This is a genomic window from Paenibacillus sp. FSL H7-0942 (assembly GCF_045040715.1).
Taxonomy (GTDB): domain Bacteria; phylum Bacillota; class Bacilli; order Paenibacillales; family Paenibacillaceae; genus Paenibacillus; species Paenibacillus amylolyticus.
Genome location: NZ_CP150279.1, coordinates 3347838 through 3369704, shown reverse-complemented (window position 1 = coordinate 3369704; position 21867 = coordinate 3347838). Strand labels below are relative to the sequence as shown.

General features: G+C 43.1%; 18 protein-coding genes. 1 reads left to right on the top strand and 17 read right to left on the bottom strand.

Annotation, left to right across the window (positions count from 1 at the left end):
* Positions 1 to 16 precede the first annotated feature (16 nt).
* The 14 genes from MHI48_RS15085 to MHI48_RS15020 all read right to left on the bottom strand — a co-directional run bounded on the left by MHI48_RS15085 (position 17) and on the right by MHI48_RS15020 (position 16659).
* Positions 17 to 814 (bottom strand): hypothetical protein, encoded by a 798-nt coding sequence (locus MHI48_RS15085; RefSeq protein WP_036615847.1) that lies wholly within the window; start codon positions 812 to 814, stop codon positions 17 to 19.
* A gap of 1233 nt (positions 815 to 2047) precedes the next feature.
* Complete coding sequence (locus MHI48_RS15080) at positions 2048 to 3010, bottom strand: sensor domain-containing diguanylate cyclase (RefSeq protein ID WP_076327594.1); 963 nt, start codon at positions 3008 to 3010, stop codon at positions 2048 to 2050.
* Entirely contained in the window at positions 3003 to 3638 is a 636-nt protein-coding gene (locus tag MHI48_RS15075; RefSeq protein ID WP_036615855.1) for a chemotaxis protein CheC, read from the bottom strand. Before MHI48_RS15075 ends, MHI48_RS15080 begins: the two co-directional genes overlap by 8 nt.
* Complete coding sequence (locus MHI48_RS15070; protein WP_036615858.1) at positions 3628 to 4002, bottom strand: response regulator transcription factor; 375 nt, start codon at positions 4000 to 4002, stop codon at positions 3628 to 3630. Before MHI48_RS15070 ends, MHI48_RS15075 begins: the two co-directional genes overlap by 11 nt.
* Positions 4003 to 4284: 282 nt before the next feature.
* The gene (locus tag MHI48_RS15065; RefSeq protein ID WP_017688457.1) at positions 4285 to 5187 is read right to left on the bottom strand and encodes a carbohydrate ABC transporter permease; all 903 of its coding nucleotides are present in this window, start codon (positions 5185 to 5187) and stop codon (positions 4285 to 4287) included.
* 12 nt (positions 5188 to 5199) lie between these two features.
* Complete coding sequence (locus MHI48_RS15060) at positions 5200 to 6165, bottom strand: sugar ABC transporter permease (protein WP_036615861.1); 966 nt, start codon at positions 6163 to 6165, stop codon at positions 5200 to 5202.
* Between the two features lie 112 nt (positions 6166 to 6277).
* Positions 6278 to 7933: an extracellular solute-binding protein gene (locus MHI48_RS15055; RefSeq protein WP_036671131.1), complete on the bottom strand. Its 1656-nt coding sequence runs from the start codon at positions 7931 to 7933 to the stop codon at positions 6278 to 6280.
* 139 nt (positions 7934 to 8072) lie between these two features.
* Positions 8073 to 9614 carry a response regulator gene (locus MHI48_RS15050; protein ID WP_076253049.1) on the bottom strand — a complete coding sequence of 514 codons (1542 nt, stop codon included), beginning with the start codon at positions 9612 to 9614 and terminating at the stop codon, positions 8073 to 8075.
* 13 nt (positions 9615 to 9627) lie between these two features.
* Positions 9628 to 11409, bottom strand: coding sequence for a sensor histidine kinase (locus tag MHI48_RS15045; RefSeq protein WP_076253048.1), 1782 nt, complete (start codon positions 11407 to 11409; stop codon positions 9628 to 9630).
* A gap of 4 nt (positions 11410 to 11413) precedes the next feature.
* Positions 11414 to 12529 (bottom strand): helix-turn-helix domain-containing protein, encoded by a 1116-nt coding sequence (locus MHI48_RS15040; protein WP_076253047.1) that lies wholly within the window; start codon positions 12527 to 12529, stop codon positions 11414 to 11416.
* A gap of 350 nt (positions 12530 to 12879) precedes the next feature.
* Positions 12880 to 13719, bottom strand: a complete 840-nt coding sequence (locus tag MHI48_RS15035; protein ID WP_036671125.1) for an SUMF1/EgtB/PvdO family nonheme iron enzyme — start codon at positions 13717 to 13719, stop codon at positions 12880 to 12882.
* A gap of 133 nt (positions 13720 to 13852) precedes the next feature.
* Positions 13853 to 14488, bottom strand: coding sequence for a glycoside hydrolase family 11 protein (locus tag MHI48_RS15030; RefSeq protein ID WP_036615877.1), 636 nt, complete (start codon positions 14486 to 14488; stop codon positions 13853 to 13855).
* A gap of 71 nt (positions 14489 to 14559) precedes the next feature.
* On the bottom strand, positions 14560 to 15333 hold the full coding sequence (locus MHI48_RS15025) for an esterase family protein (protein WP_076253046.1): 774 nt from the start codon (positions 15331 to 15333) through the stop codon (positions 14560 to 14562).
* A 42-nt stretch (positions 15334 to 15375) separates the two neighbouring features.
* Positions 15376 to 16659, bottom strand: coding sequence for an SGNH/GDSL hydrolase family protein (locus MHI48_RS15020; RefSeq protein ID WP_076317892.1), 1284 nt, complete (start codon positions 16657 to 16659; stop codon positions 15376 to 15378).
* A gap of 288 nt (positions 16660 to 16947) precedes the next feature.
* Between MHI48_RS15020 and MHI48_RS15015 the strand changes: the two genes are divergently transcribed.
* Complete coding sequence (locus MHI48_RS15015; protein WP_076317893.1) at positions 16948 to 18090, top strand: glycosyl hydrolase family 8; 1143 nt, start codon at positions 16948 to 16950, stop codon at positions 18088 to 18090.
* Between the two features lie 224 nt (positions 18091 to 18314).
* Here MHI48_RS15015 and MHI48_RS15010 read toward each other — a convergent pair whose 3' ends face one another.
* The 3 genes from MHI48_RS15010 to MHI48_RS15000 are packed head-to-tail and all read right to left on the bottom strand — an operon-like array spanning position 18315 to position 21805.
* Complete coding sequence (locus MHI48_RS15010) at positions 18315 to 19973, bottom strand: ABC transporter substrate-binding protein (RefSeq protein ID WP_143780999.1); 1659 nt, start codon at positions 19971 to 19973, stop codon at positions 18315 to 18317.
* A gap of 20 nt (positions 19974 to 19993) precedes the next feature.
* A complete protein-coding gene (locus MHI48_RS15005; RefSeq protein WP_076253042.1) occupies positions 19994 to 20923 on the bottom strand; it encodes a carbohydrate ABC transporter permease in 930 nt (309 codons plus the stop codon).
* A 27-nt stretch (positions 20924 to 20950) separates the two neighbouring features.
* The gene (locus tag MHI48_RS15000) at positions 20951 to 21805 is read right to left on the bottom strand and encodes a sugar ABC transporter permease (RefSeq protein ID WP_036671100.1); all 855 of its coding nucleotides are present in this window, start codon (positions 21803 to 21805) and stop codon (positions 20951 to 20953) included.
* Positions 21806 to 21867: the final 62 nt, after the last annotated feature.

Here is a 21867-nt window from a genome sequence, read left to right as displayed (position 1 = left end):
TTACTCTGAAAAATTTCTATTCTACTTTATAATCAGTAACTACATCAAATTCTCCAATAATATTGTCTCCTTCTACATCATACAAATGAATCGTTCGAACAGTACCATTCACTTGTGTTTGTGCCAAGGCTTCTTCGATGGTAGTGATTTTAGGTGTAAGATCTTCAGCTTTTAGATAACCCTCGATTCCATTGGTGCCAATTGCAGCAATCAAATCGGGTTCAACCCCAATGATTGGTTCAGATAATGCTGAGCCATAGGTATCGCCCTGTGAATTGACATCATATTTAGTTTGAAGCAATAATTCGTGAATCGTTTCCGATGTTTCAGTGTTGTTTTCAAATAAAACATTTGATGAATTTACGTTCGATAACTTTAAGTTTGGCGATTTGTATCCAGTATAACGAGTGTATCCATTCCCATTATAGAATTCACCAACGTTCTGAGCATAATACGTCGTTTTAGTCGTTATTCTTGGAGAGTAGACAAAAAAACTAGAGGTTTTCGACGTATTATATGTCATGGAACTTGAAGCTGTTAAGCTTCCGCCAGATGTGTACAATCTAGCCATAGCTCCCATATATCCATTTGGAACACTTGCTGAAGCCTTCACTGATGCAACGGCTTCAGCAGTCGTACCTGTAGTGAAATTTCGAGTCCATACTTCAGATGTGAAAGTGTACGTGTGTCCCTTAATTTTGGGTGTACTATACGGTGAAGATGCAGTATTAGCCAGGACTGTTGAAGATGCCAAAAATAACGATAGAATACAAATCATTACCGTACTAACTTTCTTCGTTTTTCTCTTATTCATAGTTTATCCTCCTCATAATAAAAAATATTTGGATTATAGTTTCAATCTTTAATCCCTCTCTGTAAATATATTAAATTTATTGTAATAATTAGATTTATTTTCCTTTTATATCATAGCACTGTTCCAGTTTTTTTGAAATAGATTCGCTAGTTTTCTTGCCTTAACATCAAAGACATATTTTTGACACCTTGCTCCGTAATTCACGAATCGCTCCTTTTCAGCTCTGCCATTCGATGTGGGTCTCTTCCTTATGGCTGGATGTCTTATGATATATTATATTAACAGGCATCGAGCACATCCATGGTTAGTAGCAGTTGTATCAGCTCTCATATTGACTATTGTAGAGTGGATCGCCAAAGATTACGGAAAAGTGTGGTATTTTAATAGATGGTACATCATCTGGTCTTACGCTTCGTATTTTAAACCTATGGTTATGGCGTATGTATACAGTTTGATCTTCTACAAAATGTTCAAACCACGTAACCCTTCATAAAGTATGTATTCTCAGCCAGCATAGGCAAATCAATAGGTTTCCATATTACTTATCTTTGTTAAAGGGGGGATGATATGTTTTTCTTCTTTTTCTTTCTGTTGCTTGGAATGATTGGTTTATTCTTTGGGGTTAGAGCACTGAGACGACCTAATTCATGGCCTTTTAATCGTACGAAGGATGAACTTCATGAATACGATATGATGGGCATCAAGTTTAGAGGCGTTTTTCTCCTTGCTTTTGGTACTGTTCTGACTATCGCCTCTTTCAGACTTCTTCTTATTTAAAATCCAAAAAAGCCGCTAATATAGCGGCTCTCAATCGGGCCTTACTCTGGTCCCGCTCAATATCGTGGTATCAACATTAATCTATGGTTTAATAGTAGCTTGCTGACCATCAGGAGCCACCGACTTATCGTTCGTCTTCACACCCCTGCGCTTCTTGTACCCTTTAAATATGAAATACCCCACTATGATTAAGATAATCGGCATTCCGTACAGTAATAGAATATAGAAACTGAACAGCAAAAGTACGATTATCGACCCATCTATTACATTCAATATGCACACTCCTTTATAAGTATTACTGGCTGAATGATTACTACATTACTCAATAACTACTCTCTCATCTTCATATGTAAAAAAATATTATTCATAGAAAAAATGTATTTTTTCTTATGTTAATTGTATAGACAAATAAAGTTGCTATTATAGCAACTTTATTAAAAGACATTTTTAGATTTCTTAAGCATTTTCAGGTTCATAAATTCCGTAATCATTCTTGCCATTCTTTTTAATCTTGTACATAGCTCCATCCGCATGTCTCAGAAGTTCGGAAGGCTCCTGTCCATGCTTGGGAAATAGGCTGATACCAATACTCATCGAAAGGTTGATATAGTTTCCGGCAATTTTGAAATGGGTACTGAATGCAGCTTCCAATCTTTTGGCGATGACTTCAGCATCGTGATCATCTTTCAGATGGCTTAAAATGATGAATTCGTCCCCGCCAAGCCGAGCTACAGTGTCCGCACTTGGAATTGTTTCACTTAATCGCTTTGCCATTTCCAGCAACACTTGATCGCCAACATGGTGTCCATATGTATCATTCACTTGTTTAAACCCATCAGCATCCACAAACATGACGGCTAGTTTGTTATGGTTTCTTTTGGCATTACTGATGGCCCAGGCAAGACGGTCATTATAAGCAAGACGATTAGGCAGACCGGTAAGTGGATCATGCAAAGACAAATGCTTGCTGATTTTCTCGGAGATTTTGATTTTGGCGTACTCCGTCTCCAGTTCTTTGATCAGATTTTTAAGTTTATATACCCTGGTATTGGTGTTAGTCATGTCAGTAATCTGAATAAGGGCGTAACTCCGATCTTCATGATAGAGCGGTTCAACATGCATATTTTGTCTGAATAATTGTTCATCCTCTCCTTCATTAGGAAGAATGAACGCCTTATGTAAAGCGCTTGAGCAAAATCTGCTCTGTCCATGATACAGCGCATTTTGCAAAATATTTAAATACATGTTCGACTTAAACCGTGGGCAGATCTCAAGCAGATTCAAGCCTACTACCTCTTCTACATTCTTGCCAGTAAAGCGCTCCAACCAGGCATTCCACACAACAATTTTTAAATGCCTGTCCACGATCATTATTCCCATATGGGCTTTGTTCAAAGCTTGTGAAATAAGATTATCCATTGCCCGCCTCCAACAAAGCGTCCATTTTGGCCAGCAGGCTCGATATGGAGTTCATACTCAGTGCTATGACAATGATACCTGTCACATCCGTATCGGCAAGTAAAAACGAGGTATGTAAAACCAGGACATAAACTTCATTCTGAAGCAATATTTGTTGATCGGAATTGGTGACATAGATCAGTTCAATATCAGGCAGGACGTATTCCAGTTTGATCTCCAGGAAGTTACCGAATTCTCCAATAATGGCGTTAAGCAGGACATTGCTAACTTCCTTCAAAACGTCCAAATCCGTGTCCATCAGGTTCGGATCGTTCGATATAACGCTCTCACCCAGTTCTCCAAGACAGATGTTTGCCAATACTTTAGCCTGCTCAACAGGAAACATCAGAAATGCTTTTCCCTGAAATTCGTATCCAAACTGTAAAGATGACCTAAACAGGTGACCTTCACTAAAGAAAATATTGTATCTTCGATCTCCAGGATCAACATCGGATATGGAGATTAGTTCCACTTCCGGAATATTCAAAACGATACGCTTGTCTACAATCTCTGACAACATGTTAGCCGCTTGTCCCACGTAAACGTTCACTAGTTCAGTAAGCAAATCCTTCTGTAAATCATTCAGCATGATAGGCCGCCTGAATCAGTTGAATCATGGTAGTTGCCTTCTCTGCGGTTAACGGTTTATTCAAAAAACCAGAAATGCCTAACATTTCAACTTCATCCCTAGTTGTCTTCTGAATATCTGCAGATAAGATAATAATTTTGACATTGCTATCCGTTTCTCGAATCATTCGAAGCATTTCTTGTCCGTTCAAACCAGGCATCAGCAGGTCGGTGGTTATAAAATCAGGTTGAAATTCCTTGAATAGGTTGTATCCTTGCTCTCCATTGTTAGCAATCTGAATCTCGCATTCTGGAATATGATCAACAATCAGCTTTGTAAGTAATTTCTGTACGAAAATGGAGTCTTCCACGATTAATACTTTCATTTTCTCTTCAGTCTCCTTGATAAAATGGTAAGAGCTCGGGATGGTCAGGCGCTGTGGACAGTTCTTGATATAGGGCTTTCGCGCGCAGTGGCACCCTGAAAAGAGACTGACTGGTGAATCAAGTAAATATAAATTATAGTAACTTTAATTTAATTGTCAACAACATTATTGAATAAGTTCGATTCGTGTGCAATTGACATACTAAGGTCCGCCGTTTAAAAAACATAAAAAAACGGTCACCTAGTGACCGTTTTTGATCGGTTATCTGGAACTGCATTAAGTTTACTCTTTTACCCCTCCAAGCTGCAAGCCATGAACGAAATACTTCTGCAAAAATGGATATACAACTAAGATGGGTAATGCGGCAACAATCGTAATCGCTGCCCGAATAGATACAGGTGTGACCATGTTACGCGCAGCACCAAGATCTGCACCATTGGCAACGGCTGCACTGCTGTTGGAATTCATAGAAGATGATAATAGTTTCATCAACTCATATTGCAGCGTGCTCAGGTTTTGTTTGGAAGATGCATACAGAAACGTATCAAACCAAGAATTCCATTGACCGACTGCAATGAACAGTGCAACAGTAGCGAGAACCGGTTGGCACAGCGGTAGAATAATGGAAATGAATGTTCTGAAATCTCCAGCACCATCAATTTTGGCGGATTCGATCAATCCCTCGGGTAGTGTCTGGATATAGGTTCGAATAACAATCATATTAAATGCACTGATCAGCCCAGGAATAATGTACACCAGGAAGTTGTTTAACAAATGCAAATCTTTCATTAGGAAGTAAGTTGGAATAAGACCTGCACTAAAATACATTGTAAGAACAACTGTAATGGTAATGGGCTTTCGTAATATATAATCTTTTCGGCTTAGTGTGTAAGCCAGCATGGAGGTTAAGAATAGACTTAAAACTGTTCCCAAAACCGTTCTCGCCACAGATATACCAAAGGCGCTGAAGATGGTCCCTCCTGCAAATACTGCTCTGTAGTTTTGATCTGTCCATACCCGAGGCCACAGATAAATCCCACCCCGGATGGTGTCATTACCGGCATTGAAAGATACGGCGAGTGTATTCACAAACGGATACAGGGTAACAATCGCGATTGCGATCATCAGTATACCATTTAACGTATGGAAGACAATCGGTTCAAGCCGAGATTTATTGATTCCCATCTCTAGTCCCCCTTATATTAATCGGTCTTCCCCGAGCCGTTTGGAAATTGAATTCGCCGCAAAGATCAGCGTGATACTAACTACTGTTTTGAAGATACCTGCCGCAGTAGCCAAAGAATAATTCCCGATCTGTAGTCCGTATTTCAGGACAAATATATCTATCGTCTGTGACCAGTCGACAACCACACCATTACCTAACAGATACTGAACCTCGAATCCAGCTTCCAAAATCCAGCCCATATTCATGATCAGCAAAATGATAACAATGGATTTGATTCCGGGTAAGGTCACATACAGCATTTTCTTATATCGGTTCGCACCATCAATCTCTGCCGCTTCATAGAGGGAAGGATCGATAGACGTGATGGCCGCCAAATAAATAATGGCATTCCAGCCAACTTCTTTCCATACATGGGATGCGCCTACAATGCCCCAGAAGTATTCCGGAACGCTAAGCCACATGATAGGTTCTTGAATGATATGCAGCTTCATGAGTACCACATTCACAATCCCACCATCTACAGATAGTGAACTTGCTACGATACCTGTCACAATAATCCATGAGAGAAAGTGAGGTAAATACGATATTGTTTGAATGGTTCGTTTATATAACTTATGTTTGATCTCATTAAGTAAAATGGCAAATATAATTGCTGTCGCAAATCCGAGCACCATATTGATGACGCTCATCGCAATGGTATTACGAAGCACGTTAAGAAATGCATCGTCTGTTAACAAAAACTTAAAGTGTTTGAGCCCGACCCATTCCTGCTGCGTGAAACTCTTCGCAGGACTGTAATTCTGAAAGGCCATAACCCAGCCCCAAATGGGATAATACGAGAATACGAGAATGTACGCAACGATGGGCAATGACATGAACATGAGTTGTCTTTGTCCGCGCAATCGTTTTAACAGTGGTGCTTTGGGAACGACTGTACTGGTGGTTTGCTCTGGTATGGCTCCAGGCGTGTTCGCCATCTTTCACTCCTCCTATTGGCTTGCAGCGACTTTAAGGATGATGTCCCCGGAAGGCACTCGCCTGAGTAATCCTTTGGTTGATACCTTCCGAGAGAATCATTGCCGCATTTTTTTATTTAACAGACCAGTTCTCGATTCTCCATTTCAGTTGATCATTAATTCGATCTTCATAGGATTTAACATCGATCTTCTTGTAAGCGTCTACATATTCAGTCCAAATGTTATCGAACTCATTCGGTTTTGACATGATTGCTTTAGGCAAGAATTTCAATGAAGTGTCTGTCATTTGTTTGTTCGCTACCGCAGCATCAGAGCCTTCTTTCAGATCGACCTGCCATGCTGGATAGTACACTGGATTTTCTGGTGCAGGAGAGAAGAAGTCACTCCACGTTTTGAAGCCGTATGCATCCAGAAGTTCTTTATCTTCCGGTTTGAGGTTGTCATAGAATTCCTCAGGTTGGTTGATCGCTCCAATTGCATTGCCATCTTCAAATGTTCCTTCAAGCTTCGGTGCAGCAGCGTAGAAACCTTCAGCTTTGTTAACCAATCTCCATGCTGGATCATCCTGCTCTGTCCGTTGCTCTGGTGTACGATAGAATCTTCCCTCTTCATTCACTTGATAGTCTACACCCTCTTCACCCCATGACAAGAGCTTCTGGTACTTCTCGTCCATAAGCTTATCGAGGAATTTGATGAGTGCGACAGGGTCTTCGGCATCTTTACTGATACCAAAACCATTGTTCAAGTTAATGACCGGACGATCCAGATAATGATCTGTGATACTTGTATCATAGACAAGCGGGAAGCCTACGTATGTCTGGCCAATTTTCCCCTGTGCTACGAGTGGGTCTTCGCCGGCTTGGAAATTCCAGTGCTGGTCGAACATACTAAGCACACGTCCCGAAGAAATTTTGGCCAGATATTGATCGTAGTTCTGAACAAAGGCTTCTTTATCCAGCAATCCCTCGTTGTACAGATTGTTTAGTTCCTTATAATACCGTTTGGAGATATCTTTGTCGGCAAAAACGGTTGCGACTCCACTATCATCTACGACTACGCCCCCGTCGTTGGGGTGACCCGTAAGATGTTCAGGTGGGTTAAGCAAAGGGAACGTCCGCCAGTCTGAAGCCAATGTAGTGAAACCAATCGTTGGTTGACCATCAATAGTTGGATTCTTGGCTGCATAATCACGGACCAACTTTGTGAAATCATCCAACGTTTTAGGAGTTGGGTACCCGGCATCCTTCAGTATGGACTTTTGGATCCAGAATGCAGGACCAGAATAATAGTTACTAATGAACTCTCCTGTATACACTCCATAGTTAGGCAACCAGTAAATATGTCCGTCACTGGAATCTTTCATCCGGTTCCAGTCTTTACCGAAATGTTTCTTCAGATTAGGTGCATGCTCTTCAATGAGATCTTCGAGCGGAATAACCGCACCCGCTGAGACCAACTTGGTGTCTGCTGTGATCAGATCCGGGAAATCGCCCCCGGCAATCATAACGCCCAACTTCTGTTGAAGATCACCTACTAGAAACTCCATCTCAAGATTAACGCCGAGTTCATCCTGAATCTTCTTGTAGATTCGGTTATCTTTAGCTGGCGCCTGATTTGGCGTTCCGATAAAGGCCGAGATGTTCAGTACCTCTTTCCCATCCTTTGTAGTCGCTTTCTCATTGTCACCGCTGCATCCTGCCAGTGCCAAACTCAAAGCCAGAACGAGTGATACGGAACCCCAAAGCTTCTTTTTCTTAAGTCCCCCCATGTACTTGCCCTCCTTGGAAGTGGTATGTCTTACTGTTTTTAGTATGAAGAAATGTATGCGGTTACAAAATATATACATTTAAGGTCTACCCCCCTGTAATTGTAGGTCTTATTCAGGAGGGGTTCTTCTTTTTCATGGATCAATTCGCATACTTTTGCCTGTATTCTACTGGTTTCATGGCTGTTCGTTTTTCGAAGTGTCTGAGAAAATGCTGGTAACTGCGGTACCCTACTTGCTCCGCAATCGCACTGGATGTTTGATTCGTCTGCTGGAGCAGACGCTTCGCTTCTTCCATTCTTAGATCATGTACTACCTCGATTACACCCTTACCATACTTTCGCAAAAAGGATTGCCCTAAATGGACAGGATTCACGTAGAATCGTTCTGCGAGCTCCTGGATCGTAAATGTCTCCCTGTAATGCATCTGCACATATTCAGCAACCGTCGCCTGGATGCCACCCATTTGCCTCTCCCGGAAAATTGCCAGTGCTGACTTGCATTGTAAACAGAAATGTTCCAGATTGTTAGCAACCTCTTCTATATTTCGATGGCCCTTCTCCAGAATTCCGCTCGCCAATTCGTTCATTAGAGCATTAGGTTCTCCTCCTAATTCTCTGCACAGGGACAATCCGCGGAATATAATATGGGTAGAGAAAATATGTACAATCTCTGGCGCAGCCTTCATCTGTACAAACAGTTCAAAAGCACTCCGAATCGCAGACGAGAGGTCCTCCACAGAACCGTTTTCAAGCAAATCGCAAATATGGTCCACCTCTGACAGCGTTTCCGGATCAAACTGCCAATTCTCCAGCTGAATATCTTCGGCAAACAAAAGATGCTCTTGATTAAAAAACAAATAACGCCCAACTTCCTGAGCGGAGCGGAAGGATTCAGATAAATGCTCCAGTTTGTTGACCGTTAATCCAACCGCGATATGAATATCTCCGCAGCCGTTATGTTGCATATTATTCATCAAACGCTGGGTAAAAGCTTTAATTGCTTCAAACGTCTCATTTCTATTATTCGTTTCCTCCCCCCATACAAGCCCCAATGAGTCTCTTGTTCTGTCTATCACATAACAGCAAGTTGTTTCTTCAGCCGTTTGTTCGACTACTGAACAGACTTCCTGAATATCTCCCTGAAAGGCTATCCGCAGGTATGCCCAATGGGACTTGTTCAAACGAGGACGTATCTCTGACATCTCCTCCTCCGATATATTTTGCTTATCCTTAATCAGTGCGGACAAAAACGCTTTGATCCTTTGCTCGTTTGCATGTTCCCTTATACGCTCCTGGGTTTCACGCTCCTGCAATTGCATACGGAGACGGACCAACATATCCTCTGCTTCTGTACTGTCAACCGGTTTGGTTAGATAGTTGGAGACACCTAATCGAATAGCTTGTCTGGCATAATTAAAGTCACTGTATCCACTCGTGATGACAAACAGCACAGACTCATGTTCCAATCGTCGTGCTTCTTCTACAAGTTCCAGCCCATTCATCACAGGCATACGAATGTCTGTCACCACGAGATCAGGTCGATCTTGTTCCATCATCCGAATGGCTTCCTCACCGTTGGCGCACACGCCTCTGATTTCGAAACCATACTTTTCCCAATTGATCAGAAGCTGTAACCCTTCAATGGCATAAGGTTCATCATCGACTAACAATACTTTATACATGAGAGTTTACCTCCTATTTCCTCTGTTCCAGCTTGGAGATCGGTATACGGTACCCTGCAATGGTTTCCTTTCCAGGTACACTGCTTAGATCAAATATCGCATTTCCTTCATAAAAGAGTTCCAACCTGCGGTAGACATTGCGGAGTCCTACATGCTCGCCGTTCCTGGGTCTTTCAGAACGAATATCTCGCAGGAGCTCGGTTAATCTCCCTGCATCCATACCGATTCCATTATCGATCACCTGAATAACCAGTTCAGAAGCGTTTCGACTCGCCGTTATCTTGATCTGTCTTCCATTTTTTCGCGCCTGCAAGCCGTGTTTGCAGGCATTTTCGACAAGCGGTTGAATACTCATTCTGGGAATGAGCAACGAAGCTGCATCAGGATCAACCTCGAAGGTGTAATCAAACAGTTCTCCAAAGCGAAACTTCTCAATCTGGAGATAAAGATTCGTAAATTGCAGCTCTTCTTGCAAAGGAATCAGATTGTCAGAATGACTGAGCAACTGTCGCATCAGTTTGGACAGACTTTTAATAATCTCAATTACTTCCGTATATCCATTCTTCGTACTAACGACTAGCAAGGCATTCAATGTGTTAAATAAAAAATGGGGATTCATCTGACTCTGGAGCATGGACAATTCAGTCCTCACTTGATCCAGCTCCAGATCTTTTTGGCGGATTTCCAGTTTATATACGTCATTAATCAGCGTATGAATTTTACCAATCATGATGTTAAATGTACGAATAAGCCCGCCAATTTCGTCGCGGCCTTCGTGAATTTCAATCAGATCGAATCGTTCGTTACGAACCTTCTCCATATGTCTGGATAACTTGCGAATCCGATAGTGGTAGGAACGCAAAATAATGTAGATCAATACAGAGGGGACCACGATACTTAATGCCAGCAACCCCAGAATTGATTTAAACGCTTCTTGCAAAAGGTGGTCAAGGTGACGCGTATCGGCAACTCCAATCAATTTCCAACCCTTTAGGTAGGCTAGATTCCCCAACGATTTTTCGAGCGTGTAAGCAGAATCTCCAGATTCCTTGAGCATTGATTCATTATCAAGGGGGGATAAATCGGTTTCGCTGAACTCCCCACTTGAAACGACAGTTCGATTGTTGCTGTCCACCAGTCGCAGCTGAAGACTGTCTGATTCACGATTTAAAATGCTGTACACCCGGCTAAGTTCCAGATCAATCTTGGAATACTTGTTGTAATTGGCATAGGAAGTATAGGTATCCATTTTGCCAATCACACTGATTCTTCTTCCCGCGTTAAATCCGGATGGCTCAATATAATCAACGACAAGAATGCCTCCACTGGTGGATTTCAGCTGTTTCAATCCAGGGAGTACATTCTTGTCTTTCATCACGATATAATGACTGCCCGTCTGAATGGTATCGTTATCCGTATAGATACGCACCTCCAGAATATTCGCTGACATGTACCGTGTTAATTTATCTCGCAGGAATGCATGGTAGACGTTGTAATAATCCACGGGGGAGTGATAGGTCCGATCCAGTGCCTCATAGAGCGAATCGTCTGCTGCAATAATTCGGCTCAGGGCAACGCTCTCATCAATCATGCCTAGCAGTTCCCCCGCAGCCCTGTCGATGGATTTACGTAGATTTTCCTGTTCTCTAATCTTGATATCCGCAGAGGTTCGTTCATAAAAGAAGATATTAATCGTTATTACAGGAAGGAGAATACTAAGTACATAAATAAGCAGAAATTTGGATCGGAGAGGAATATCATTAACCTTACTGAACATCCAGAATTTATGACGCATATAATCACCCTTGGTTTTTGTTTTTATAGACTGACGGAAGCTCCCCTGTATGCGCTCTGAACTTTTGGGTGAAATATTCAGCATCATGATATCCTAGCCTGAATGCAATGTCAGTGATCTTCATATTGGTACGTCGCAGGAGTTTACGGGCCTCCTCAACACGAAGCTGGTGCACATAGTCACTGAAACTGACCCCCATCTCCCGCTTGAACTGTTGACCCAGGTAGGCAGAATTCACGTGAATACGATTAGCTACATCCTGTAATTTAATTTTACTTCGATAGTGCTGCTTCAATTCATTCACTGCTTCTGCAACCAGCCCTCCCGTACCCGTCTTTTGCTTCAATTCAGACTGGGAAAGTTGCTTGGACAGTCGAACACACAGGTCTTGCAATGTGCCGGAAGACCAACTCGCAGCCTCATGCCAATCTTTTTCACATAGTATTTCTCTGCAACCCTCTCTTTTTCCATATTTACGTAGCAACTCCCCATGGATATATCGGATGACATGATGTATCCATTCCAACGAAACCTCTGCTTTCTCACTTTTCTCTAACAGTGCACTCACTGCAATATCGATAGAATACGTATTTTCTGCTTCAATCAACGCCAAGATCTCTTTGGAGATGTTCATCATTTGCTCTAAATCATATTCTTCGCTTATTCGATATTCATTAAGATGATTCTCATAGGCTTCATCTGTAACCGTGACTCCATTTTGCTGTTTTTGCTCATTTCTGCGTTTGTCCAGAGGTTCAATCATGTCCATAAGGATTTGATGAATCTCCTCGGGAACAAGAGGTTTAAGCACGTACTGATCGACCTGATACCGTATGGCTTGCTTCGCGTAATTAAAATCGGAGTATCCTGTAACGATAACAATTTTAGAGGTATAGGCGAGATCTTCTCGCAAGGTGTGAATCAAACCAAGACCATCCATAACAGGCATTTGAATATCCGTGACGACAAGATCCGGTTCAACCGAGTTAAATAAAGCAAGTGCTTCCTCCCCATCTGTTGCCGTTCCGCAGAGTTCATATCCACAAGCTCGCCAGTCAATCATTGTTCTCCATCCTTCTAGCATAAACGGCTCATCATCCGCGACAATGACCTTGTACATTAGCTCACCTCACTTTTATCCTTGATCAGCTGCATGTATTTTATCTATATCAATAGGTAGATTCCAGTTGTTCTGAAAACGCTAAACAGCAGAACAACAGCAGGATTGTTGTCTGCTCGCACAACTTTGGAGAACAAAATTTCTACCAGTCTCATCGTCATTTATCAATAACATAGAACATGGTTCCATCGGACTGTACTATAAGAACGCTCCGATTTTAGCGAAGCGCCGGGATAACAATTCAAGTGTAACGCTTACATTTTGGTACAACAACCTGTTAAACTATAGGTTTTCACCCGACAAAGTATAGGTTTAGCTCAGAAGTAATCTATTTCCAGGAAAAAGAGTTTTCATTCTCCACGCACAATACGGAATCCTTGATCGGGACCAAAACCATTTGCATCAAATTTGCCTCGAAATGATATTTCATTGTTATTGACACCGCCGATCCAGCCTCCGCCTTTCACAACTCGCCAAGTTTGATTTGGACTCTCCGAATCGCTGTACCAGTCCCAGCACCATTCTCTCACATTCCCAGACATATCATAGATTCCTAACTCATTCGCCTTCTGAGTTCCGACTTTTTTGGTTTGATTACGATTGCTCTCAATAGCGGGCCAGCTCCAGTCACCCGTCAGAATGTTCTCGCCGGCATTTACCCAGTACCAAGCCACTTCATCAGGATTGTTACTTCCGCTGTATGTGTAATTTAAGCTCTTTTGACCTCCGCTTGCAGCGTATTCCCATTCTGCCTCTGTGGGTAAACGGTAACCGTTGGCGTCCTCGTTGATCGTTACATTCCATTTTATAGTGTCATTTTCATTGTGATTATTCGTGTCCTGGTTGTCTTTATCTATATTGTAATAAGGTTTCAGGTTTTCTTTTATACTTTTTTGATTACAGTATTCCACTGCGTCATACCAGCTGACCATTTCAACAGGCAGGTCATCTCCCTTGAAGCCAGAAGGGTTTTCCCCCATAACCTCCATCCATTCTTTTTGAGTTACTTCGTATTTGCCAATATAGAAGGAATCCAGCGTTTCATTCCTATCGATCTGACTCGGCTTACTGCTCTTGAAGGCTCCTCCTTCGACGAATACCAAGTCATCGCTTAATTTCGTATTACTTGCTGAACAAGCACTTAGACTAACAACTATAGCGATTAAAGTTAACCATACCAGCTTCTTCATTCAATTATTCTCCTTTACTAGCTTAAATCCGGCAACGTCGAGGTCCGTTAGTCTGGAGAATAACGTTACTCAACGCTACCGGAAAATTGAATTTCAAATGCAGGTGCAGAAGTTGAACTGCATCACATCATTTTTACCAAACCGTCACGTTTGCGCTTCCGCTACTTTGATAACCTTCCGTTGCCATCACCTGATAGGACCAGCTGTTGCCTAAGTACATCCCTTTGCTCGCCCATGCATTCACATGATTACTGAACGTGATGGTAGAATTGACTCCGATTGGTTTCTTGGTCTGTCTAACACTCCAATACTGAGGGAAAGTCTGAGTACCATCAATGGAAGGTGCATTGTATCTCATCGTTGTATAGATGTCATATGTGCCGCCATCACTAGTCATCGAGCCCTTATACGTTCCGGTAGGACGATACGTTCCCCAGCTATCCACCACGTAATATTCAATTAGAGCGTTTCTAGTCCAACCATAGAAGGTGAGATAGCCGTTACCTGAAGGAGAGAATACGCCGGCATTATAATTGACCACTCGATTAGGCGTACCGTATGTCCACCCTTTCCCGACAACAAAGTTCCCGGTATTTTGCCAATTCACGCTGTAATTCCCGCCCGATCCATTCACGGCGTTGACCGTTCCTCCACCATCTGTCCAATTTTGCCAATAATCTGTTGCTGCGCTCGATGTGGCTGCGAAGACACCAAAACTCATGGAAGCTGCAAGAACAACGGTTAACAATTTTTTGCTAAATTTAAACATAGATTATACCTCCTGATATTTTAATAGATTTGGTTGATGCTACAATCCGATATGAATGTTCTTCAGCAAATTCATTTGAAAAGACGTTGCGAAAACAGATACAAATCGTTCTTCCACACGGGCCAATCATGTCCTCCACTTTCCTCATGCCAAATGTGAGGTACTCCGTGTTGCGCCAAATATTGGTGAACCCCAAGACTAATCTCTATAAGATTGTCCTGTTCACCGCAAGAGATCCATAACAGCGAGAGTAATGAAGGCGCTTTCGAAAGATCAGGGACAAGTAGCTCCGGACTTCTGGTGTTTGGGGCTGCAGAGAAAGCACCGATCCATGCAAAATGGTCTAGATTATTTAATCCGATATTTAAGGATTGACCTCCACCCATGGATAAACCAGCAATCGCCCTTTTATCCCGGCTTTTATGCAAAGGGTAGTTCGACTCCATGTAAGGTATCAAATCGTTGAGCAGATCGGATTCGAACCGTTTAAATGCTTTGATTTTCTCAGGTTCAAACAGGTCTCCTACGGCTCGATCATTCGACATTGCGCGACCGTTGGGGAAAACAATAACCATCGGTTCAAGCATATTATCGTTGTACAGATTATCGAGAATAATTTGCGGAGATCCATGAGTATGCCATTCGGTTTCGTCTCCGCCAATACCATGCAAAAGAAAAAGTACAGGATACATCGTTGTCGAAGAAAATTCTGGTGGGGTGTACACCATCGCTTTACGGGAATTGCCAACCGTGGTGGAAGGATACTCTACCGTCTCCATGACTCCACGTGGTATATTCTCCCGATACTGGTCATATCCCGTTACTGCTGGTGAGATCAATTCCATTCTCTTTTCCTCCGAACATATGAGTGACTATCAGTCTTCAATTTAATCCACATAGCCAAAACCCAGAATAGTGAAGCATTTATGTTCATGGCCTTCCGCCATTTCGATCTCGATGGAGTGCTCCCCCACATGCTCTTCGTTAAGCAGAAGTGTGGCATGGCAATGGGTCCAGTTCACTTGACGCGGATCGACTTTTTGGACAAATACCCCATCTACCTTGATATGTGCAGTTCCGAATTCATCGTTACCAGAATCCTTGAAGATCAGAATGAGGCGTTTGCACTGCAAACTTATCCGAAAGCTACTCTTATCCTCTTTTCCCTCTCCTGTACGCATCCAGTTGTTGGGGAACTGAGGTGTACCATAGTCATGAGCATCCATCTCAGCCATCTGCAGATCCGTGTCCGTTTTACAAAAAGAGCCTGCATCGATTCGGGCAATATGATTGCCATTTTTCCGATCCAACAGCTTCACATTAACAAATTCATTCCCAATTAGCGGAGCTTTTTCAATATGATGATCTTTCTCATCCCACTCAGAACGATTCGTCACGTCGAACAAATATTCCAAACAATCGGCCATAATTCGATGCCCTATGTTAGTTGGATGATATATATCATGGAAAAATTGCTTTTTGGAAATAACGTTGCCTTCACCTTTTGTCTTATTGAACTGATCTACGACAGCATCTTTCACACTTACCATTGGCAGATCATAATGCCAGCCTACCGGAGCGAGACGATCCTGTAGATTCCAGTCATTTTCGAATACACTGAATAACAAGATGACCGCTGGCTTGTTATCGGCAGTAAGTGCTTTGAGTACCAGACTCTCGTAACATTTACCTTGGGTTTCATCATCTGCGTCATTGACTGCGAATTCGATTATGACAATATCCGGCTGAACGGCACCTCCCCTCAGCACATCACGATCATAACGTACAATCCCCAGTTCTGAAGGAGTTCCACCCACACCTGCTTTAATCAGATGAATCGAACTATCTTTTGAAAGCGCAAACATAAACTTGAACGACTCATACGACCGATAAGCGTAACTTTGGAGATGAATAGGTACTGCACCAGCACCATGGGTAATGGAGCCTCCAATATAAGCGATAACGACAGGTTCGCCGTTTTTTGCCTTCTCAATGGCTCGTTTTAATCTGACATTATTTCCTTTGTTCAGAAGAGATCGGCCAATCATGTCGCGATATCTAGGTGACTCAAAATCAATTGCGGGCTTGACTGCCGACGCTGTCACTCCAACTGGATCGCGCGGTGCAGTGAATTCCGTGTTTTCACCTGCATCTCCTGAATCCTGGAGCATAAATCATCATCACATCCTTCCGGTTTAGATTCTGACCATCCTCAAACAACTTTTAAAGAATCACAGCTTGTATTATTAGATCAGATGTGATCCTTCTCCCAAAGTGTATCCCTTACATAATTTTACAACAACCTGACAAAGTATAGGATTTTAACCAATATATCATTTTAATTTGAGTACAATGACATGCAGATCAGAACACCTATAATTTTTCATGTAAACGCTTTAATTTGTATACTATTTCCATGATATAATTTTGAAAAACCGCATTGATAAAGGAGGATACTCATGAATATCACGGGTCAAGGCGCGTGGGATACGGGTACATATACAAATCTGTTCTTGAAGCTAGGCTACGATAAGAATGAGATTACGAACAGATTGGAAGAAACATGGAACGAGCTGTTTTATGGCGATAAAAATACTCGAATATATTACCCTATGGGTGAGGACAAGGGTTATTTGCTGGACACCGGTAATCTCGATGTTCGCTCCGAAGGCATGTCCTATGGCATGATGATGGCTGTTCAGATGGACAAAAAGGAGGAATTTGATCGACTCTGGAATTTCTCACACACGTTTATGCAACATAAAGCGGGACGTTATAAAGATTATTTTGCCTGGCATTGCAAGCCTGACGGAACCCAACTCTCACAAGGTCCTGCTCCTGATGGTGAGGAGTTTTTTGCCATGGCGCTTTTTTTTGCATCCAACCGCTGGGGCGATGGGGCTGAACCTTATGATTACAAGGCACAAGCCCGCAAAATCCTTCGTGCATGTATACATCAAGGCGAAGACGGCGAAGGCGATCCCATGTGGGACCCGGAAACAAAACTGATCAAATTCATACCAGAAACACCGTTTAGCGACCCATCCTACCATCTGCCTCATTTTTATGAGCTATTCGCGAAATATGCGGATGAAGAAGATCAGCGCTTCTGGAAAGAAGCGGCGGCCGCTAGTCGTGCTTACCTTCATACAGCCTGCCATCCCGTAACCGGATTATCACCTGAATATGCGAACTATGACGGCTCTCCGGCTCCAATACAGCCGCATGGTGATTTCAGACATTTTTACAGTGATGCCTACCGTGTTGCTGCAAATATAGCGCTGGACTGGGAATGGTTCCGCAGGGATCACTGGCAGATCGAACAATCCAATCGGATTCAATCCTTCTTCAGTGATATTGAAATGTCCGATTATCGTCGGTATACAATAGAAGGTGAACCTTTCGACGAACCTTCACTGCATCCTGTAGGTTTGCTGGCTACCAATGCCATGGCTTCACTGGCTGCGGACGGTCCACATGCTGACACATTCGTTCGCAAGTTCTGGAACACACCTTTGCGTCAGGGAGAGCGACGTTATTACGACAATTGCCTGTATTTTTTCAGCATGCTCGCTCTAAGCGGAAGATATCGCATGTACTAAACTAAGGGAATGTGCACGAGCTGTTGAACCTGCCCTGTGAACGTTTGGCTTGCAGCACAGGTCCAATCACTGAATTTTAAGAAGGATGCAATGATATTACGATTTAATCTATATCAATAAAAAACGTTCCCGGCTCGCATATGTTGACTGCGAACCGGGAACGCGTGTGGTTGTGCAAATACAGGCAGTAACTTTTCCCGCTCTGTATGATTCAGATACTTTAATTATTTGGAAACGGAAGAAGTATCATAGGAAGACTGCATAATCTCCAGATATCGATTAATGTTCAATCCCTCCAGGCCTTTCACATATTCATCCCAATCCTTATCCAGACTTTTGGCGCCAGTAATAAATTGCAGGGCGTTCTGATCGATGTAATCCTTGAGATTGGTCTGCATCATGCTGGCTTCATCAGCTTGGGACGGATCTACCCACAATGCCCAATGAGGGAAAATCTCTTTTGGTTCCTTGCCCTCCATTAACAATGTCGCCTCATAGAGACGTCGCTCACCACCATCATTGGCATAGATGTCTGTCCCCTGTACTTCGGAGTCCCGATATGCCTGATAATGATTGTACTGACTTAATGCAGCCCAACTGTCATTACGAGGTTCTTCTCCAGAAGGAAGCGGAATGGCTTTATATAACGGCTCAATCTGATCATTGAGCGCGACTTCTCCTTCTTGTGGTTTGCGCCAGCTTACACCCTCTTCTCCGAGATATGATGCCATGGTTCCTTCCTGGGTATAGAGATAATCCAGCAACTTTATGGCCGCGATCTGTGTTTCCTCACTGGCTTTGTTTGTCAGTACAAAAGACGCTCCGGGATCAATCGGATAGTTGTACGTAGCATAAGCAGCATGGGGTCCCTTCAATGGAGGGATGGGATTGTAATCATTCCCGTAAGGAGAACCTTCGGCAGTGGTTACGAATAATGATGGATGCATCGCTGCTCCTGCACCGAGAAGCTGTGCATCAGCGTTATCTCCAATTTTTTTGAAGGCCCCGACGTTTTGGGTAAATGCCCCTGGATCAATCAACCCTTCATCGTACAGGGATTTAATATAGGCAAGCCCTTCTTTCCACTCCGGTTTGTTCACTACGGTCTCCACTTTCCCCTGATTGACAATGAGATAATTCCGATCGTCGTCATAGATAAAACCGTTCATCAAGTACGGAATAATGTGCACACCGAAATTTTCAGTCGAACCGCTTAGCGGTACTTCGTCGGCTTTGCCGTTCCCGTTCGGGTCTTTCGTTTTAAATGCCCGAAGCATTTCCTTAAATTCTTCTGTCGTCGTGGGTTCGGTCAGGCCCAGTTGTTCCATCCATTTGGTGTTGACCCACATTTTGTTTGGGTATGAACAGTGAAAACATTCATTCAGACCCGTCAGACCATAGATATTTCCGTCAGGAGCAGTGTTCATGGCCCGATAATAGTCATTGCTTTCAAGCACTTTTTTAATATTGGGAGCATGCTCCTCAATCAGATCATTCAGCGGCAAAATAACCCCCTGCTGACCAAACTTCAACAAGTCTGTCTGGGAGAAACGATCTACCCAAGGGATGAGCAGATACAAGTCCGGATAATCACCGGAAGCCAGTGAAATCTGTCTTTTCTCCGCTGCACCGTCGAATGGAACCGTAGTCCAGTTGAATTTAATATCAAACTTCTCTTCCATTTTCTTCGTGAATTTGTTAGTGGAAAGGTTGGTATCCGAACCCTGGTGAGCAAACACATTAATGGCCGTCTTGCCTGATGGATCGCTACCTTCCCCGTTCCCCTTATCAGAACTTGAACATCCGGCAAGTACCAACGAGGTAAACAGCATACAGGCAAGAATGATGAATCCCGCTTTTTTCAATACAATCCTCTCCCTCATGAATAATAGAAAAAATGAACTTATCCTTTGACTGAGCCAATCAACATGCCTTGCACGAAATACCGTTGAACAAAAGGATAGATGATTAGCACCGGCAAGCTGGCCATCACAATTAACGAGTACTTCATGAGTTCAGCCATCTGCTGCTGTTTAATCATTTCCGATGCATCCATGCTCCCCGTACTGCTGTTCAGAATAAGAATGCTGCGTAATATCAGCTGTAGCGGATAGAGCGACTGTGATTTCAGATAGATGAGGGCGTCAAAGTATGCATTCCACTGACCGACAGCGTACATAAGTGACAACACGGCGATAATCGGTTTGGCGAGTGGCAGGATAATACTGAAGATAAACCGGATGTCACTGCAGCCATCGATGTCTGCTGCTTCGGACAATTCTTCCGGTATCGAATTCTGAAAAAAGGTACGGGCAATGATGACTTGCCATACCCAGACGGCATTGGGAATCAGCAACGCCCAACGGGTATCAATCAGTCCCATGGTTTTGACCACCAGATAGGTAGGGATCAAACCGCCTGAGAACAACATGGTGAAGGTAATAAACATCATTAACGAGCTGCGACCAACAAACGTTTTTTTGGATAATGGATAAGCAATCATAATGGTCAGTGCCACGCTGATGAAGGTGCCGCAGGCTGTATAAAAAAGGGAATTGGCATAACCGGTAAGGACTTGATCATTCCGCAATACAGACTTGTAACCGTCAAACGTCAGGTCAATGGGCCACAACCAGACTTTTCCCGAGGAGACGGCAGCAGGGCTGCTGAGCGAAGAACTCACAATATATATCAAGGGATACAGCACGGCAATCAGCACCACTGTCAACATGAAGTAAACAACCGTTATAAATACGCGGTCTCCCCAGGATTCACGAATCGCACTGCTGCTCTTGATCCGCGAACGACCTGCATTTGTCTGTGTGTTAGGCATGGGTTGATTCTCCTCCTTTCGCTCCCGTTACCATAAGCTTGTATTGGACAGTCGCTTGGCAACCGCGTTTACAATTAATAGCAGAATCAGGTTAATCACCGAGTTGAACAGGCCAACCGCAGTAGCGAAGCTGTAATTGGCATTCAGCAATCCTATTTTATAGACATACGTGGAGATGATCTCCGAAGCAGACAGGTTGAGCGGATTTTGCAGCAAATATATTTTTTCGAACCCAACAGCCATGATATTCCCTACACTCAGGATCAGAATGATGACGGCTGCCGGAAGTAGTCCAGGCAGATCAACATTGATGATTTTCTGTATTCGGTTGGCTCCGTCCACTTTGGCGGCTTCATACAGGGATGGATCAACACCTGCCAGAGCAGCCAGATATATCACAGCGGAGTACCCCATTCCCTGCCACACATCGGAGAATACGTAGATGGATCGAAACAGTCCAGGCTCACCGAGAAAATTCACTGCTTCGAAACCAAGGGCGCCTGCAATCGTGTTGACAATACCCAGCCTAGGAGACAGAAAGAGCATAATGATGGAGACCATAACAACGGTAGAGATGAAATATGGAGCATACGTCACCATTTGTACTGTTTTTTTGAATCGTATGTTTTTGATTTCGTTCAGCGCGAGCGCCAGTAATATAGGAATCGGGAAACCAACGATCAGGCTGTAAAACGAAATGTAGAGTGTGTTCTTGATCAGCATGACAAACGCTGGATTTTTAAAAAGTAATTCGAAATACTTGGTTCCGGCCCACGGACTGCCCCAGATCCCCTTGATGACGTTGTAATCTTTAAATGCCAGGACCGCATTCACCATAGGTACATACTTGAAAATAATAAAGTAAGCAATCGGTGGCAGGATCAGCAGATATAGCTGCCAATGTCGCCTCCAGCTTCTGGATAATGCTTGCTTCAAGGCAAACG

Bases quoted from the DNA above. Each gene is read 5' to 3' on its own strand.
- MHI48_RS15065 (WP_017688457.1), bottom strand. From the start codon at position 5,187: ATGGGAATCAATAAATCTCGGCTTGAACCGATTGTCTTCCATACGTTA.
- MHI48_RS15005 (WP_076253042.1), bottom strand. From the start codon at position 20,923: ATGCCTAACACACAGACAAATGCAGGTCGTTCGCGGATCAAGAGCAGC.
- MHI48_RS15070 (WP_036615858.1), bottom strand. From the start codon at position 4,002: ATGAAAGTATTAATCGTGGAAGACTCCATTTTCGTACAGAAATTACTT.
- MHI48_RS15045 (WP_076253048.1), bottom strand. From the start codon at position 11,409: ATGCGTCATAAATTCTGGATGTTCAGTAAGGTTAATGATATTCCTCTC.
- MHI48_RS15075 (WP_036615855.1), bottom strand. From the start codon at position 3,638: ATGCTGAATGATTTACAGAAGGATTTGCTTACTGAACTAGTGAACGTT.
- MHI48_RS15080 (WP_076327594.1), bottom strand. From the start codon at position 3,010: ATGGATAATCTTATTTCACAAGCTTTGAACAAAGCCCATATGGGAATA.
- MHI48_RS15085 (WP_036615847.1), bottom strand. From the start codon at position 814: ATGAATAAGAGAAAAACGAAGAAAGTTAGTACGGTAATGATTTGTATT.
- MHI48_RS15040 (WP_076253047.1), bottom strand. From the start codon at position 12,529: ATGTACAAGGTCATTGTCGCGGATGATGAGCCGTTTATGCTAGAAGGA.
- MHI48_RS15020 (WP_076317892.1), bottom strand. From the start codon at position 16,659: ATGCTCCAGGATTCAGGAGATGCAGGTGAAAACACGGAATTCACTGCA.
- MHI48_RS15035 (WP_036671125.1), bottom strand. From the start codon at position 13,719: ATGAAGAAGCTGGTATGGTTAACTTTAATCGCTATAGTTGTTAGTCTA.
- MHI48_RS15025 (WP_076253046.1), bottom strand. From the start codon at position 15,333: ATGGAATTGATCTCACCAGCAGTAACGGGATATGACCAGTATCGGGAG.
- MHI48_RS15055 (WP_036671131.1), bottom strand. From the start codon at position 7,933: ATGGGGGGACTTAAGAAAAAGAAGCTTTGGGGTTCCGTATCACTCGTT.
- MHI48_RS15030 (WP_036615877.1), bottom strand. From the start codon at position 14,488: ATGTTTAAATTTAGCAAAAAATTGTTAACCGTTGTTCTTGCAGCTTCC.
- MHI48_RS15050 (WP_076253049.1), bottom strand. From the start codon at position 9,614: ATGTATAAAGTATTGTTAGTCGATGATGAACCTTATGCCATTGAAGGG.
- MHI48_RS15060 (WP_036615861.1), bottom strand. From the start codon at position 6,165: ATGGCGAACACGCCTGGAGCCATACCAGAGCAAACCACCAGTACAGTC.
- MHI48_RS15015 (WP_076317893.1), top strand. From the start codon at position 16,948: ATGAATATCACGGGTCAAGGCGCGTGGGATACGGGTACATATACAAAT.
- MHI48_RS15010 (WP_143780999.1), bottom strand. From the start codon at position 19,973: ATGAGGGAGAGGATTGTATTGAAAAAAGCGGGATTCATCATTCTTGCC.